This window comes from Parafrankia sp. FMc2 (genome assembly GCF_041008525.1).
In the GTDB taxonomy this organism is placed as follows: Bacteria; Actinomycetota; Actinomycetes; order Frankiales; family Frankiaceae; genus Parafrankia.
In genome coordinates, this window is record NZ_JBFLUG010000046.1 from 24,516 (window position 1) to 39,736 (window position 15,221).

Annotated in this window: 12 protein-coding genes and 1 pseudogene; 5 read left to right on the forward strand and 8 right to left on the reverse strand. The window is 72.3% G+C overall.

Features of this window, described 5'->3' with window-relative positions; translation table 11 throughout:
• Positions 1-542: 542 nt before the first annotated feature.
• Positions 543-1,550: an expansin EXLX1 family cellulose-binding protein gene (locus AB1460_RS17670; protein ID WP_368962592.1), complete on the forward strand. Its 1,008-nt coding sequence runs from the start codon at positions 543-545 to the stop codon at positions 1,548-1,550.
• 120 nt (positions 1,551-1,670) lie between these two features.
• Here the strand turns inward: AB1460_RS17670 and AB1460_RS17675 are convergent, their stop codons facing one another.
• Both AB1460_RS17675 and AB1460_RS17680 read right to left on the reverse strand, forming a co-directional pair.
• A complete protein-coding gene (locus tag AB1460_RS17675; protein ID WP_368962593.1) occupies positions 1,671-2,903 on the reverse strand; it encodes an ABC transporter substrate-binding protein in 1,233 nt (410 codons plus the stop codon).
• A 151-nt stretch (positions 2,904-3,054) separates the two neighbouring features.
• Positions 3,055-3,807, reverse strand: a complete 753-nt coding sequence (locus AB1460_RS17680; RefSeq protein WP_368962595.1) for an ABC transporter ATP-binding protein — start codon at positions 3,805-3,807, stop codon at positions 3,055-3,057.
• 234 nt (positions 3,808-4,041) lie between these two features.
• Here AB1460_RS17680 and AB1460_RS17685 point away from each other — a divergent pair, with 234 nt between their 5' ends.
• On the forward strand, positions 4,042-6,696 hold the full coding sequence (locus AB1460_RS17685; protein ID WP_368962597.1) for an ABC transporter permease subunit: 2,655 nt from the start codon (positions 4,042-4,044) through the stop codon (positions 6,694-6,696).
• A gap of 50 nt (positions 6,697-6,746) precedes the next feature.
• Here the strand turns inward: AB1460_RS17685 and AB1460_RS17690 are convergent, their stop codons facing one another.
• Positions 6,747-7,910 (reverse strand): alkaline phosphatase PhoX, encoded by a 1,164-nt coding sequence (locus AB1460_RS17690; RefSeq protein WP_368962598.1) that lies wholly within the window; start codon positions 7,908-7,910, stop codon positions 6,747-6,749.
• A 711-nt stretch (positions 7,911-8,621) separates the two neighbouring features.
• Here AB1460_RS17690 and idi point away from each other — a divergent pair.
• Both idi and AB1460_RS17700 read left to right on the forward strand, forming a co-directional pair.
• The gene (gene idi, locus AB1460_RS17695; protein ID WP_368962599.1) at positions 8,622-9,272 is read left to right on the forward strand and encodes an isopentenyl-diphosphate Delta-isomerase; all 651 of its coding nucleotides are present in this window, start codon (positions 8,622-8,624) and stop codon (positions 9,270-9,272) included.
• A complete protein-coding gene (locus AB1460_RS17700; protein ID WP_368962600.1) occupies positions 9,269-9,445 on the forward strand; it encodes a hypothetical protein in 177 nt (58 codons plus the stop codon). Before idi ends, AB1460_RS17700 begins: the two co-directional genes overlap by 4 nt.
• A 5-nt stretch (positions 9,446-9,450) precedes the next feature.
• On the opposite strand, the pseudogene AB1460_RS38365 reads toward AB1460_RS17700, so the two are convergent.
• Positions 9,451-9,558: pseudogene (locus AB1460_RS38365) on the reverse strand (hypothetical protein); the annotation flags it as partial.
• 578 nt (positions 9,559-10,136) lie between these two features.
• Between AB1460_RS38365 and AB1460_RS17705 the strand changes: the two are divergent.
• On the forward strand, positions 10,137-11,321 hold the full coding sequence (locus tag AB1460_RS17705; protein WP_368962602.1) for an acyl-CoA dehydrogenase family protein: 1,185 nt from the start codon (positions 10,137-10,139) through the stop codon (positions 11,319-11,321).
• A gap of 97 nt (positions 11,322-11,418) precedes the next feature.
• On the opposite strand, the gene AB1460_RS17710 is transcribed toward AB1460_RS17705, so the two are convergent.
• The 4 genes from AB1460_RS17710 to AB1460_RS17725 form a co-directional block, all read right to left on the reverse strand.
• A complete protein-coding gene (locus tag AB1460_RS17710) occupies positions 11,419-12,498 on the reverse strand; it encodes an acetamidase/formamidase family protein (RefSeq protein ID WP_368962604.1) in 1,080 nt (359 codons plus the stop codon).
• A 141-nt stretch (positions 12,499-12,639) separates the two neighbouring features.
• A complete protein-coding gene (locus AB1460_RS17715) occupies positions 12,640-13,386 on the reverse strand; it encodes a GOLPH3/VPS74 family protein (RefSeq protein WP_368962605.1) in 747 nt (248 codons plus the stop codon).
• 137 nt (positions 13,387-13,523) lie between these two features.
• Positions 13,524-14,300, reverse strand: a complete 777-nt coding sequence (locus AB1460_RS17720; RefSeq protein ID WP_368962606.1) for a ferredoxin reductase — start codon at positions 14,298-14,300, stop codon at positions 13,524-13,526.
• Positions 14,270-14,869, reverse strand: a complete 600-nt coding sequence (locus AB1460_RS17725; RefSeq protein WP_368962607.1) for a sulfite oxidase-like oxidoreductase — start codon at positions 14,867-14,869, stop codon at positions 14,270-14,272. Before AB1460_RS17725 ends, AB1460_RS17720 begins: the two co-directional genes overlap by 31 nt.
• Positions 14,870-15,221 lie beyond the last annotated feature (352 nt).

The following is a 15,221-nucleotide window of genomic DNA, read 5'->3' on the forward strand; positions in this document are numbered from 1 at the left end:
GGGTGGCCGGAGCCGGTCGGCGGACAGATCGCTCAGCAGGGACGACAGCAGGCGGACGTGAGAAGCCCGAAATCGACGAAACGGCGTCGGGTCAGCACCCGCCCGGGGCCCGACAGGCTCACCGGACGACGGGCGCCGCCGCGTGCCCGACGCGGCCCGCGCGTTCCCCCCCTGGGCTCCCTGACATGTTCATCAGAATGGTGGGAAATACCGGCGCTGTCCAGGTCTGCCCCCCGATCAGACCGATAAGAAATCCTGATAGATCGCCGCTTACCCGCAGGCAGCACGCCCCGCAGCCGCCCTCCCCACCCACCGCGGCGCCGCACGATTCCCGCACTCGACAGCCACCCGCGGGTCATTTTGTCCGACTACGGACGAGTTCACACCCCCAAGCGATCGCATGTAGATGCACAACGCATCCACAGTTTCACCTGCAGTGCTCGACGGGTCGGCGGCGGTGACGCTATCGTTGCCGCCGCGGGAGGGGTCCCAGCGCGTCGAGCCGGTACGGCTCCACGCTCCGGTCGCGGAGGTCCCTCCTCATGTCGCCCTTCCGAGGCGCCGCCACCACACGTTCCCGCCGCCGTCGCATCGCGCCCTGTGTGGTGATCACCGCAGCGGCCGCTGCCGTCATCACGGGCTGCCTGCCGTCCACAGGCGGGGGGTCTGGGGGCTCGGGGGCTCCGCCGACCAGAACGGCGACGACCGCTCCCACAACCACACCGACCGGCGGCCCTGGTTCGCCGGGGACGCAGCCGCCCGCCCCCGGCCCCGGCCCCACACCGACGTCCGGTACGAGCAGTCCGGCCACCTCCCCGGCGGGCAACCCGGCGACCCGGCCGCCGGTGACACCGGGCGGCGGGCCGGGCACCACCCCCGCCGGCCCGCAGGCCACCGCGCCCGCCACACCGCCGTCCGCGACACTCGTACCCGTGGCTGCGGGCCGGATCCGGCCAGGGGTCGTCTACCGCGGCCCGGCGACGCACTACGGCGCCACCGGCGGCGGTAACTGCATGTTCGACCCGCTGAGCGACCCGGCCATGCCGGTCGTGGCGATGAACGAGACCGACTACGAGACCGCCCGCGCCTGTGGGGCGTACATCGAGGTCACCGGGCCCGGCGGCAGCACCGTCGTCCGGGTGACCGACCGGTGCCCCGAATGCCCGCCAGGGCACGTCGACCTGAGCGAGCCGGCGTTCGCCCGGATCGCCGGCGGCGTGCCGGGGCGGGTCGACGTCACCTGGCGGCTGGTCAGCCCGGCGAGCATCGGAGCCGTCCAGTACCGGGTGAAGGAGGGCTCGTCGGCGTACTGGCTCGCCCTGCAGGTCCGCCAGCACCGCAACCCGATCGCCTCACTGGAGGTCCAGGTCAACGGGGTGTGGAAGCCGCTGCAACGCGAGATGTGGAACTACTTCGTCGCACCCCAGGGGCTCGGGGCCGGGCCGTTCACCGTGCGGATCACCGACATCCACGGTGAGCGGCTCGTCCACACCGTCGCCCTGTCGCCGGGCGTGACGCAGCAGCTCACCGGTCAGTTCGCGCAGCGCTGACGGCGCGCCGCCCCCGGCTCGAAGCCGCCCAGGCGCCGCGCGGGCGGGCCGCCGGGTGAGGGCATCCGTCCTCACCCGGCGGCGGGGCCGCAGAGTGCTGCTGCATGCCGCACCGTGCCGCTACGACGCTGTCGCGAGTTCCTTGCCGGTCCCGAACTCGCGCAGTGTGCCGTCCCACTCGACCTCACCGTCGCGCACATGCACGGTGGTGTAGGCGGGGTTGTAGATGGCGGGATACGGCAGCCTGCTCTTCACCGTGAAGTCGATCGGCGGGGTCAGCCCACCGGTGTCCACCTCGCTCAGCTTCCGGATCCCCGCCAGGACCGACGCCCGGTCGACGGTCGGGATCGACGACGCCACCTGCGCGAAGATCTGGACACCGAGCCAGCTGTTCAGGCTGAGCTCGTCCACCTTTCCGTCGGGTTCGTAGGCAGCCATGTCCTCGTTGAACTGCTTGCCGAACGCGCTGGAGGTGTCCCACGCCGGCGGGAGGACCAGGCCGACCGTGAGCGGGCCCCCGGCCCCCATGCCTTCGAGCTGATCCTTCTCGAAACCGGAGCCGGCGAAGGCGACGGTGCCGTCATAGCCGGTCGCCCGCAGCGCCTTGACGGCCACACTGGTCTGGGCGGCGAAGGTCAGCCACACGACGGCGTCCGGCTTGTCGCGGGTCGCCTGCTGGGCCGGGGCGCTGAGATCCGCGGTGGACGGCGCGAGCTGGACGTTGTTGACGACCTCGATCCCGGCCTCGCGGAAGACGTCACCGACGGTCTTGCGGATCACGTCGGCGGTGGGGATGTCCAGGGTCACGAGGCCCACGCGCTTGGCGCCGCTGGCCACGACGTCCTGCGCCAGGCCGTGGAAGCCGACGACCACCGCACCGTTGACGTTGAAGGCGAGCGGGTTGGTGAGGTCGAAGCCGGACACCGGGTACTGCCCGATGATCGGCATCTGCGCGGCCTCGATCTGGCTCCGGCTGGCGTCGTGGTAGTTGTCCGACGCGCCGGCGATCGCGACGATCTCCCGGTCGGCGAGGATCTCGCGGAAGCAGTTCGCCGAGTCCGTGCCGTTCTGGTGGTTGTCGCAGAGCCTGAGGTCCAGCGGACGCCCGTCGATCCCCCCGTTGGCGTTGATGGCGCGGACGGCCGCCCGGGCCCCGGAGGCGTACTCGGGGTTGCTGCTCACCCCGCCGCTCAGCCCCCCGATCGCGGCGATCCTGATCGGGTTCCCGGTCAGGCCGCCGCTTAAGTCGGCGCTCTCGTCGTCGTCGCCACCACCGCACGCGGCGAGCACCGCGGTGAGCGACACCACCGTCGCCACCGCGGTCGCCAGTGGCCTGGCGATTCTCCCCAGCATTTCCAGCCCCCTCCTTGTGGACGAGTTACAACAGGACACGAACGTTGACAGGTAAAGTGCGCACGGAAATCACCGCCGGCAGCACCGCCGCCGCCCACGGAAACGTCCCGGCGGGAACGGTGCCGGCGAGAAGGGTGCCGGCGCCGGTCGTTCAGGAGAGATAGCGGGCGGCGAGACCGTCGAGATCGGTGAGCCAGCGGCTCGCGGTTCCTTCGTCGACGATTTCGCCGCGCCGCATGACATAGGCGCGGTCGGCCCGGCTCAGCACCGCCCGTGCGTTCTGTTCGATGACGAGCACCGCGACCCCGCGGTCGGCGGTCGCCCGCACCGTATCGAGTAGGCGCTCACGTACCAGCGGCGCCAGGCCGAGGGAGAGCTCGTCGATCAGCAGGAGGCGCGGGGCACGCGCGAGGGCCAGCGCGAGGGCGAGCATCTGCTGCTCGCCGCCGGAGAGCAGGGCGGCGCGGTGCCGCGAGCGCCGCGCGAGTGCCGGGAACAGCTCGATCGACTCCGGGCCGCCACGAACGAGGCGCAGTGACTGCCGGACCGTCAGCCCGGGAAAGATGTGCCGCTCCTCCCCCATGAAGGACACCCCCTGCCGGGCCCGCCGGTGGACGGGAACCCGGTTGCACGGCTCCCCGAAGAGGCGGACCTCACCGCTGGTGGGCCGGCGGTAACCGGCCAGGGTGCGCAGCAGCGTGGTCTTGCCCGCGCCGTTCGGACCGAGCAGCGCGACCACCTCGCCCGGGCGCACCGCGAGATTGATGTCGCGCAGCACCGGCACCCGCCCATAGCCGGCCGCCAACCCCCGCGCCTCGATCGCGGGGATGGATCCGGAGTGCACCGAATGCTCGGGGCGCCCGCCCGGAACCGTCGCCGTGCCATGTGGGCCTTCGTCACCCATACACGATCCTCCGCGCTCTGAGAGTAAACATCCGGGCAGGCATCCAAAGCCCGCGAAAAGCCGCCCTGGGGACCGGGGGCGGCCGCCGCCCGCGGCCCTCAGATGGGCATTGCGAGTGAGTGCTCACGAGCTTACGCTGCTGGTCGGGGGTCCGCAACGGCCTTCGCAGCGACAGTCGAGGCGAGCAAAAAGGGACTATTCGGTCACTTCTCGCCCCTATGCACTGGGGGTGTCATGGATCCGCGGACCATCCTGCAGTTCGCGCTTTTAGGTCTTGGTGTCGGCGGCGTGTACGCGGTTAGTGCCGTCGGGATCGTGGCAATACACCGAGGTTCCCGGACAATCAACTTCGCGCACGGCGGGATTGCCCTGTGGGGCGCGTTGGTGTACTACTGGTTACGCGACGATCATGGGATACCGGACATCCCCGCCGCATTGATCACCCTGCTCGGGGCGGCCCTGTTCGGCTGCCTCGTCTATCTGCTCGTCATCCGGTTCGTCAGGCACCGCACCCAGCTCTCGCGGATGGTCGCGACGCTCGGTCTGCTCGGCCTGCTGATCGGTCTGGCACACACCGCCTTCGGGAACGCGGCGCGGGTGCCCGACAGCTCCTTCCCGTCCGGCGGGGTGGACGTCTTCGACCAGACGATCCCCTCCGAGCGGATCATCATCTTCGCGATCGCGGTCGTGGTCGTCCTGGCACTGTCGTTCTGGTCGGCGACCGCCCGGCTGCCGCTGATGACGCGGGCGATGGCGGAGCACGAGTCCGCCGCCGCGGCGCTCGGCGCGTCACCACACCTGCTGGGTGCCTTCAACTGGGCGCTCGGCTCGGCGCTGGCAGCCGCCGGTGGCATCCTCGTCGCGCCGATCGTGGGGCAGTTCGACACCGCGATGCTCACCGTGATGGCCTTCGCCCTGGCGGCCGCCCTGCTCGGCCGGTTCGACAGCTACCTGTTGGCCCTGGCCGGCGGCATCGCCCTCGGCGTCGGCGAGAGCGTGGTCACCCATCTGGTCGCGGAACACGTCCCGGAGCGTTTCCAGATCGGCTGGCCGCAGACGGTGCCCTTCGTCGCCGTCATGGCGATCCTCGTGCTGCGCAGGGACGGTGCGAGCAACCGGCTGCCCGCCGTCCCCGCCGCGCCGGTCGCCGCGGGCCTGTTCCGCCCGCTTCCCGCGGCTGTCGCGCTCGCCGCCGCGGCCGCCGTGCTGCTCCTCGGTGACGCCCAGTGGCGGGACGCGGCGACGCTCTCGATCATCTTCGGCATCCTCGTGCTGTCCCTCGTCGTCCTGATCGGCTACGCCAACCAGATCAGCCTCGCGCAGATGACCGTGGCCGGCCTCGGCGCCTACGCGGCCGTCCGCCTCGACCTGGACATCCACCTGCCCTTCGTGCTCGCTCCGGTCGCCGGTGCCGTGGTCGGCGCGCTGGCCGGTCTGCTCGTCGGGCTGCCCGCGCTGCGGGTCCGCGGCATCAACCTCGCCATCCTCACGATGGGCATGGCCGTCGCGGTCTCCGGGGTGCTCTTCGACAGCACCCACTACACCGGGGGCATCACCGGTTCGCAGCCGCACCCGCCGACGGTCTTCGGCCTGGAGGTGGACGCGGCGCGCCATCCCGGCCGGTACGGTTTCGTCGCCCTGTTCTGGCTGGTCGTCGCGGCCTGCGCGGTGGCTGCCGTCCGGCGGTCCGCGCTCGGGCGGCGGCTGCTGGTCGTGCGGACGAACGAGCGGGCCGCGGCGTCCGTCGGTATCAGCGTCGCCCGCGCGAAGCTCTCCGCCTTCGTCATCTCCTCGGCGATGGCCGGTGCGGCGGGCGTGCTGCTGGGGTTCCGCAGCTCCTCGGTCACCTTCACCCAGTTCTCGTTCCTGGAATCGATCAATCTCGTCAGCCTGGCGGTGATCGCGGGGGTCACCTCGGTCACGGGGGGCCTGCTCGGCGGAGTGCTGGCCTTCGGCGGCCTGGTGTACCTGGTGATCGCCAACCTGCACATCGGCTTCGTCACGGAGAACTACGCGACCATCTTCGGCGCGGCGCTGGTCGTGACCGTTCTCGTGCACGAGAACGGGGTGGCCTGGCACCGGCGTTTCCAGCACGACCCCGCTCCGGTCCCCGACGGGGAACAGCCGGCCCGGGCCGGTGCGGAGCTGGCCACGGTGGGGGTGTCGGTGCGCTTCGGCGGGGTCGCCGCCGTCCAGGACGTCACCCTGCGGGCCCTGCCCGGTTCGGTGACCGGGCTCGTCGGCCCGAACGGCGCCGGCAAGACGACCCTGCTCGACGCGATCGGCGGCTTCGCCGCCGCCCAGGGCGGCCAGGTCCTCCTCGGCGACAGGTCACTGGGCGGCGAGGGCGCCGACACCCGTGCCCGGTCCGGGCTGGGTCGCGTCTTCCAGGCCGGTGAGCTGTTCGAGGATCTCACCGTCGCGCAGAACCTGCGCGTCGCCGCCGAGAACGCGGGTGGCACCGACGGCCGGCTCCCCGCACCGGCACGGGCCGCGCTGGAGCGGTTCGGGCTGGCCGATGACCTTCCCCGGCTCCCCACCGAGCTCCCGATGGCGAAGCGCCGGCTCGTCGGCATCGTCCGCGCCCTGGCCAGCAACCCCGCGGTGGTGCTGCTCGACGAGCCGGGCGCCGGACTGTCCATCACCGAGATCCGCGAGCTGGCCGCGAACCTGCGCGAGCTCGCCCACGGCTGCGGCCTCACCGTGCTGGTCGTCGACCACGACATGGCGCTGGTGATGTCGGCCTGCGACCGGATCGTCGTCCTGCACCAGGGGCAGGTCCTGGCGGCGGGCACACCCGAGGAGGTGCAGGCCGACGCGACGGTCCGGGAGGCCTACCTGGGCGAGGCCGTCGAACCGGTGGTCGCCGGCCGGCCGTCACCGCAGTGACGTGCCGCGGCCCCGGGACGGGCTGGCGGCCGTCCCGGGGCCGGTCGGGCTCAGGTGCGGAACGGCCCGGTCACCTCGAAGGTGATGCCGCCGGAGGACGAGCCGGTGGTGCCGCGCTGGGAGGAGAAGTAGAGGCGGGAGCCGTCCGGGGAGAAGGCCGGGCCGGTGATCTCCGATGATCCGTGTCCAGACAGACGCAGGACCGGCGCCACCACCGCGGTCGGCGTGATGATGCAGATCTCCAGGTTGCCGCCGTCCTCGGCCACGTAGAGGTCGCCGTAGCTGGAGCCGGTGATGTTGTCGACCCCGGTCAGCGGTGCCGTGCCACTGGTGACCAGGGAGTCGTCGTAGGCGAGCTCGAACGCGTTGGTGGCGCAGTTCAGCTTCCACACCCGGTTGTCGCCCTTGGTGGTCCACCAGACGGTGTTGTCGGCGTAGTGGACGCCCTCGCCGCCGTTGAAGCGCTTGGCGGCGGAGACCTGGCTACGGGTCGCGGTCGGCGAGCCGTCCGGATCCGGCACGGTCTGCCACGTCGCCGTGCCCGAGGTGGCGGACGCGGAGGCACACAGGACCTCCAGGGTGCCGCTGGACAGGTTTCCCCAGGTCGTGGGCCTGAAGCGGTAGAAGCAGCCGTTGGTCTGGTCCTCCGTCAGGTAGATCACCTGCCGGACCGGGTCGCAGGCCGCGGCCTCGTGGGCGAAGCGGCCCATCGCGGGACGGGCCACGGCGGCCGCACCGGTCGCCGGGTAGGTCTCCCACACCCGGCCGGTGGACGTCTCCTCGCAGGACAGCCAGCTGCCCCACGGCGTCGCCCCGCCGGCGCAGTTGCTGCTCGTGCCGGAGAGCAGCCGCTGGGCGGAGGTCACCGTCCCGGCCGAGTTGAAGCGCAGGACGGACGCACCGCCGGACCCACTGCCCACCTCGGAGTTCGACACGTACATCCACCCGGTGCCGTTCGGGTAGCAGGCGCCGCCGTCCGGCGCGCTGTGCCAGACGTAGCTCGTGCCGGAGACGGTCTGACCGGACCTGGCGACGATTCTGCTGGTAAATCCGGATGGCAGCCGAACACCGTTGGCATCGGCCGCGAGCAGTGCCCCGTAGGGGCTCGTTCCCGGCTGCGCAGGAGCCGCCATGGCCACCTCCAGCGCGGTTGCCGAGAAAGCCATCACACCCGCTCCGACGAACGCGGAACGTAGGAATGACCGCCGGTCCACCATCGATCCTCCAGAAACTCGGGAGCTTTGTCGGCAAAAGCGCCGAACGCCGCGGGGAACGATAGTGATCCCGACCGCCAGGACACCACCCACGAATCGATGAACGTTGGGTCCGGCCGGCTACGATCACCGAAACATTGCGCTAATACGGCGCGCGGATGGCATTCAGCCGCTCCTGGAGCGGGCCGGGCGGGCAGGACCCTCCCCGTGGTGGCGACTCCACGCCCGGGTAGGCGCGGCACGCACCCCGAACCCTCCGAGGTGCCATCGGCCGGCGCCCCGACCGTGACCGTGGCCATCACCGTGACCTGGACCGAACCCCGGCCGTACGGCCGGTCGGCCCCGCGGCCGGGGCTGTGGTGGCCCGGCGACCGGGGATGATTGTCCGGAGAAGACGGCACGGCGCCGAGAAGCCGCCGGGGATGTGTCGCCATCACGACACGGCGGCACAAAGAACCATCCCGGAGAGACGTGTGTTCTTCGGTCCCGGTGGCGCCCGGGGGCGCACCCGGCGACCACACATGGCCTCTACCTGCGCAGGATGCGGGCGGGCAGGTGCGAATACGCCTGCGCTCGGCGGCCGGCCCACCACCGGAACCATATTTCCGGCCGCCCCTCGGACAACATCGGTGCGGAAAGTCACGCGACCTCGGTGCGCGCCCTGGATAAAATGCCTGCATGACTACCGCGAATCATCCTGGGCCTCAGGATATGATTTCTCGTCCACATGACTCACACAGGTCGGGCGGGGCGGCAGTAAAGACGCCGGAACTCGTCATCCTGCTCAGTCCGTCCGGCGACGTCGTGGGCACCACCCCGAAGGCCACGGTGCACGGCCCGCAGACTCCCCTGCACCTGGCCTTCTCGTCCTACGTTTTCGACAACCTCGATCGCCTCCTCGTCACGCGGCGGGCCCTGGAGAAGCGGACGTGGCCGGGGGTTCTGACCAACACCTGCTGCGGCCACCCGGCCCCTGGTGAGGATTTCCGGGAGGCCATCACCCGGCGCCTGCAGGAAGAACTCGGGCTGCAGGCCGGTCCCATCGAGCTGGCTCTTCCAACGTTCCGCTACCGGTGCGTCATGGACGACGGAACGGTCGAGAACGAGATCTGCCCGGTCTTCTTCACCCGCACCTCCGGCCCTTTCCAGATCAATCCGGAAGAAGTGGCCGAGGCATTCTGGCTGCCGTGGTCGACGTTCGTCGACGACGTGATGAGCGGTGCGCTCACCATCTCGCCGTGGGCCCGGCTCCAGGTGGAGCAGCTCCGGACCCTCGGGCCGTCGCCGCGGAACTGGCCGAGTGCGTCAGACGACCAGCTTCCGGCCGCGGCCCGGCAGATCCGGACCATCACCGCGGAGTGACCGGCCACCGGCGCCCCGCCCGCTCGACCGGGCGCGTCTTCGCGCGCCCGGTCGAGGGCCGGGTCGAGGGCCGGGTCGAGGGCCGGGTCGAGGGCCGGGTCGAGGGCCGGGTCGAGGGCCGGGTCGACCCTGACGGGTCCTGCCCGGCCGCGGTCGCGACGTTCACCACCTGACCGGCCGCGACGTCCGCCGCGGTCCTCACACAGGTCGCGGTGCGGGTCGTGGACACACCAGGCGCCCGTGTCGTCACCGGGCGCACCACCCGCCGGCGCACCCGCCAGCTCATCGCGCACGGCAATGTCCGATCGAGGACTTCTCGCACCTCCGCCACAGGTGACCAGGTTCCCGAACGGCGCGTCGTGGATCTCGCCGCCGTTCGCACCGGCGGCACGGCCCTCCTGCAGGGTCCGCACGACGACGTTGCCCTCGATGGTGGCCGCGCCCAGGTCGACCAGGGTGACGTTCGGTGCGTGGATCGTGCCCCACACCGTCGCACTTCCCCCGGGCAGCGTGATGACCCCGCTGGTGGTGACGTTCCCCAGCGCGCACCGGGACGGCTCGTCGCCCTGCCAGGCAGTCCGGTAACCAGGACACCTCGTCAGAACACGGTCCGGAAGCGACCGATTGCCGCTCCTGGGAGGACGGGCTAGGTTCCGGGCTGGCGACATCCGCGCCGACAGGAACGTGCCGCGGCGGGACGCCCTCCACCGGGGCCGACCGCCCGCCGACTCTGTGCGACCGATCCGGCCGGCCAGGCCAACCAAACAAACGAGCAACGCGTCTAATCCCCACAACAGCACGAAGCCAACGCACCACGACACACCGACTCGTCCACTGGACCGACCGACCACCCGGGGGGACCTCTTGAGCCTCGTGTTCTCCGACGAGCAGGAAGAACTGCGCCGTTCCGTCCGGTCCTTCCTCGAGCACACCTCGCCGGAGACGGAGGTGCGCCGGCTGATGGAGACGACCGAGGGCTACGACCCGGCGGTCTGGCGCCAGATGGCGGAACAGCTGGGCCTGCAGGGGCTGCACGTCCCCGAGGAGTACGGCGGCGCCGGCTTCGGCTACGTCGAGCTGGGGATCGTCCTGGAGGAGATGGGCGCGCGGCTGCTGTGCGCGCCGTTCCTCGCCTCGGCGGTGCTCGCCACCGGCGCCCTGCTGGCGGCGGACGACCCGACCGCCCGCGCGGAGCTGCTGCCCGGCCTCGTCGGCGGCACGACCATCGGCACGCTGGCGTTCGCCGGCCCCTCCGGCCGCGCTGACACCGGTGCGCCCGCCGGGCTCGCCCCAGCTTCGGTGACGGCTCCGGCTCCGGCCTCCGCTCCCACGGACCGCCTGATCACCGCCACCCCGTCCGGCCCGGCGGGTGCCTACCGGCTGCGCGGCACCCGGCACTTCGTGCTGGACGGTGCCGTCGCCGGTCTGATCCTGGTGACGGCGTGGGCCGACGGTGGCCTCTCCCTGTTCGCTGTCAGCGGCGACGCGCCGGGCCTCACCCGCTCCCCGCTGCCGGTGATGGACCTGACCCGCAAACAGGCGGACCTGACCTTCACCGACACCCCCGCCCGCCTGATCGGCGCCGAGGGCGCGGCGGGCCCGGTGCTCGCCCAGGTGGTCCTGCTCGCCTGCGTCGCGCTGGCGAACGAGGGCGCCGGCGGGGCACGCGCCGTCCTCGAGCAGGCGGTCCACCACACCCGCGAGCGTCTCCAGTTCGGCCGGCCGATCGGGTCGTTCCAGGCCGTCAGGCACCAGTGCGCCGACATGCTGGTCGCGGTCGAGGGGTCGAAGTCCGCCGCCTACCACGCGGCCCGCGTCGCCGACTCGGGGAAGGCCGAGCGACTGGCCCAGGCCGCGTCCCTGGCCAAGGCGTACGTCGGCGAGGCCTACTTCTCGGCCGCGGCGGAGAACATCCAGATCCACGGCGGTATCGGCTTCACCTGGGAGCATTCCGCCCACCTGTACTTCAGGCGGGCGAAGACATCCGAGCTGATGTTCGGCGACCCGGCCCACCACCGGGGCCTGCTGGCCGGCCAGCTCGCGATCTAGTCCCGGTCGCGGGCACCAGCGCACCCAGCGACACCGGCGACGGTACCGGCGGCGCCGTGGTACGACGGCGCGGCCCCGGGCTCAGGGCCCGGGCCGCCTACCAGGCGGGGAAGTCGCGTTTGCGGATCAGGCAGTGCACACCCTTGACGTCGTCGACCACCTGGCTGACCACGAAGTCAGCGGCGGCGGACAGGTAACTGTAGGCGACCATCAGCGGGACGTCCCGTACCTGGCCCAGCACCCGCAGCGCCTCGCGGACGGCGAGGCGCATCGCCTCGTCGAGGTCGTTGTGCAGGCCGACGGCGATCCAGTGCTCCGGCGTCTCGCCGAACGGGCCGCCGGTGCCGGCACCGAGAGGCGCCGCCACGTCCGCGCTGAGAACGGTCAGCCGCACCGTCGTCCGCAGCGACGCCTCCAGCGCGGTCAGCGACACTTCCCCGTGTCCCTGGGCGAAGTGCGGGTCGCCCGTGTAGAAGCCGGCACCGGGGATCTGCACCGGCAGGTAGAGAGCGGTCCCGGCCACCAGGTCGCGGACGTCGAGGTTCCCGCCGAACGCCCCGGGCGGGACGGTGTTGAGTGCCTTGTCCCCCACCGGGGTGATCCCGGTGAGGCCCATGAACGGCGCGATCGGGAAGGTGATCTCCCGTCCAGCGCCGTACCGCATCACGGCGCGGCCCGCCGCCACGTCGACCGCGCAGAACTGGCTGTAGCGGTCGGTGAGCGACCCGTCCTGGTCGACCGGCAGCTCGCCGGGCAGCGCGCCCCGGCCGTGCCGGCTGGAGACGAGGCCGTAGGGCACCCGCGGGCGCAGCTCCAGGTACTCGACCCTGAGGATGTCGCCGGGCCGGGCCCCGTCGACCTGGATGGGGCCGGTGACGACGTGCGGGCCGTCCAGGCCCCGGTAGTGCTGCGCCTCCCGGGCGATGTCGATCGCGTCGAGGAGCACCGCGTCGGGGCCGACGTCGAGGCCGGCCCAGAAGGCGGCCGGGTCACGCCCCTGGTCCTCCATCAGCCCCTCGTGCGAGACCGTGTCGATGGTGACCGTCGCCCCGGACGCCACCTCGAGCACCGGCTCGGTCGCCGCGGTCGGCAGGCGGCCCCACGTGACAGTCTTCGGCGACGACGGCAGGTAGTGCTCACCCGGTACTTCCCCGTACCCACACTGCAGGACGGACATGACGCGCTCCCTCGTTACTCGTCCGCGCCCCGCCCCGGCCCCGGACCCGGCCCCGGACCCGAACCACCGGTGCCTCCAGCGGTCGATTCACGGCCATCCCACCAGGAAACCGCACGTCACGTCCCCTTCGAGCGCGCGGTCTCACACCTTGGGGGCGGGGCCGCCGGCGTCTGGACCGCCAGATCGGGCCGCCGGCCCGGTCGCCGGACCTGTCGCCGGACCGGCGGGGTCATGGCCGGCGAGGGCACGGGCGGCGTGGCCCGCGAGCACGGTGAGTGCGCCGATCTGCCCGGCGAACGCCCGGCGCTGCCCCGCGCTCACCAACGTGATCACGTCGCCGGCCGCGGCCAGCGCGACGAGGCGGGCGAGGTCCGGATCGGCGTCCCCGGGTGCGACCTCACCGCGCAGGACCGGGCCCGCGGCCCGGTTCACCGCCCGCACCTCGGCCCGCGGCAGCAGGACCACGGCGGACGTCGGGAACACCCCGAGCGCCCGGCCCCGGGCAACCCGGATCCAGCCGGCGGCCTCCAGATCGTCCCGGGTCTCGGCGACCGCCGCCCGGTGCTCGTGCCCGATCCAGTCGGCCCAGCTCCGCGCGACCGGCGCGTCCTTGACCTGGCGGTACACCGCCGCGACCAGCGGATCAGCCCGGCCGCTGCCGCCGCGGGGGGTCGGCCCGGAGCCGGCCACCCGGCCACCCGGCGGCGCGGCGGCCACCCGGGCCCGGCCCTCGTCGTCGACCAGCCAGCCGTCCGTCTCCAGCTCGACGAGAGCGGCGGCACGCAGTGCCCGACCGAGGCACCGGTTCGGATACAGCTGGTCCTTCTCCAGGTTGTAGGCAAGCAGGTAGAGCCGGGCGGGCAGCGACGTCAGCGGATCAGGTGTCACCCCACCTGCCTACCGGACCCGGCCCGAAACGCCTGTCCGACGCCCGACGACCGACGCCTGATGTCCGACGTCCGACGCCCGACGCCCGACGCCCGACGCCGATCGTCGTTTCGGCAGATGGTGCCACCGCGCGTGCTCTACCCGCGAGCGCTGGAACCGCTCGGGCCGAAGCGTTCGGTGCGGATGCGCTCGGGATCGTGGCCGATCTCCACCAGCGCGTCCGCGACCTCCTCGACGAACCCGGTGGGCCCGCACACGTAGCAGGTCGGCTGGAAGTCGGGCGGCCAGCCGGCGGCGGCGAGATCCGCGGCGCGCAGCCGGCGCGGCGGCGACATCCAGTGGTCGGGCACGGCCCGGGTGTAGAAGCGGGTGACGTCCAGCCCCGGATCGCGGCCGGCGGCGTCCCGCAGCTCGGCGGCGTAGTACAGGTCCTCCGGGGTGCGCACGGAGCAGATCAGGCGGAACGGCACCCGGCTCCCGGCGGCGCGCCGCGCGCGGACCATCGCCATCAGCGGCACCAGGCCGGACCCGCCGGCGACCAGGAGCACCGGCGCGGTGTCGGCCGGGCGCCAGACGAACCAGCCGCCGACGGGGCCGCGCAGCTCCAGGGGGTCGCCGACCGAGAAGACCTCGGTCAGATACGGGGAGACCTCCCCGCCGGGCACCTTCTGGATGGTGAGCTCCACCCGCTCGCCGTCGGCCGGTGCGGCCAGCGAGTAACTGCGGCGGGTGCTGTAGCCGTCGGCGGCGGTGAGGCGCAGATCGACCCGCTGACCGGCGAGGTGCCCGGGCCAGCCGGGGACCGCCAGCACCAGCGTGCGGGCCGTGGGCGTCTCGTCGCGCACCGCCACCAGCCGGGCGACGCGCCACGCGAGCCGCTCCTTCAGTCGCCCTGGTAGCGCTGTTCCAGCCACGGATCACCCCGGTCGTGGTAGCCCGCGAGTTCCCAGAATCCCCGCTCGTCGCGTTCGAGGAGCCGGATGCCCCGCACCCACTTGGCCGACTTCCAGAAGTACAGGTGCGGGACGAGGAGCCGCGCCGGGCCGCCGTGCTCGGGGGCCAGCGGCGCGCCGTCGTAGCGGTGCACCACCCAGGCCTGGCCGTCCAGCAGGTCGGTGAGCGGCAGATTGGTGGTGTACCCGCCGTAGGAGTGCACCAGGGCGAACTCGGCGGACGTCTCCACCTCGCCGAGCAGCGTGTCCAGGCTGACGCCCTCCCAGGACGTCCCCAGTTTGGACCACTGCGTCACGCAGTGGATGTCGACCGTGGGCGACTCACTGGGCAGCGCGAGGAAGGCGGACCAGTCCCAGCGGTGCTCGGCGCCGGTCTCGGTCGTGATCGTGAACTCCCAGCCGGCCTGCGGCACCCGCGGGGTGGGCCCGGCCGACAGCACGGGGAAGTCGTCGGTGGCGTACTGACCCGGCGGAACGGACTCCCCGGCGGAACGGGGCCGGCCCTGGAACCCCGGCGAGACAATGCCCACGTACGACACCTATCACGGATCCGGCTGCCCGCGCGGCACAGACGGCCATCCGCGGCCCTCCGGCGGCAGACGATCATCCGCCACGGGTGCGGCACCGGTCCGGCCGCGGTCGGTGGTGGGTGGGGCGTCGCCCGGGGTCGGGGGGTCCCCGGGCGACAGTCGGATCTTTCCATCACCCACGGCGCATCGGCAATGACGGACAGCTGTGGTCTCACCACCTCAGGACGTAGGTCCCGGGGCGAAGGTCCTTTCTCCATCATCCATAGACCTGCCGAAGGACACCCCTTGGTCCTGGACGTCGGGGCCTTCCCGCGTCCGGCTCGCATCCGGCTCGCATCCGGCCCGCGTTCGG

Excerpts from the sequence above, each read along its gene's own strand:
- AB1460_RS17685 (WP_368962597.1), top strand. The coding sequence starts at position 4,042 with ATGGATCCGCGGACCATCCTGCAGTTCGCGCTTTTAGGTCTTGGTGTC.
- AB1460_RS17680 (WP_368962595.1), bottom strand. The coding sequence starts at position 3,807 with ATGGGTGACGAAGGCCCACATGGCACGGCGACGGTTCCGGGCGGGCGC.
- AB1460_RS17670 (WP_368962592.1), top strand. The coding sequence starts at position 543 with ATGTCGCCCTTCCGAGGCGCCGCCACCACACGTTCCCGCCGCCGTCGC.
- AB1460_RS17675 (WP_368962593.1), bottom strand. The coding sequence starts at position 2,903 with ATGCTGGGGAGAATCGCCAGGCCACTGGCGACCGCGGTGGCGACGGTG.
- AB1460_RS17710 (WP_368962604.1), bottom strand. The coding sequence starts at position 12,498 with ATGTCCGTCCTGCAGTGTGGGTACGGGGAAGTACCGGGTGAGCACTAC.
- idi (WP_368962599.1), top strand. The coding sequence starts at position 8,622 with ATGATTTCTCGTCCACATGACTCACACAGGTCGGGCGGGGCGGCAGTA.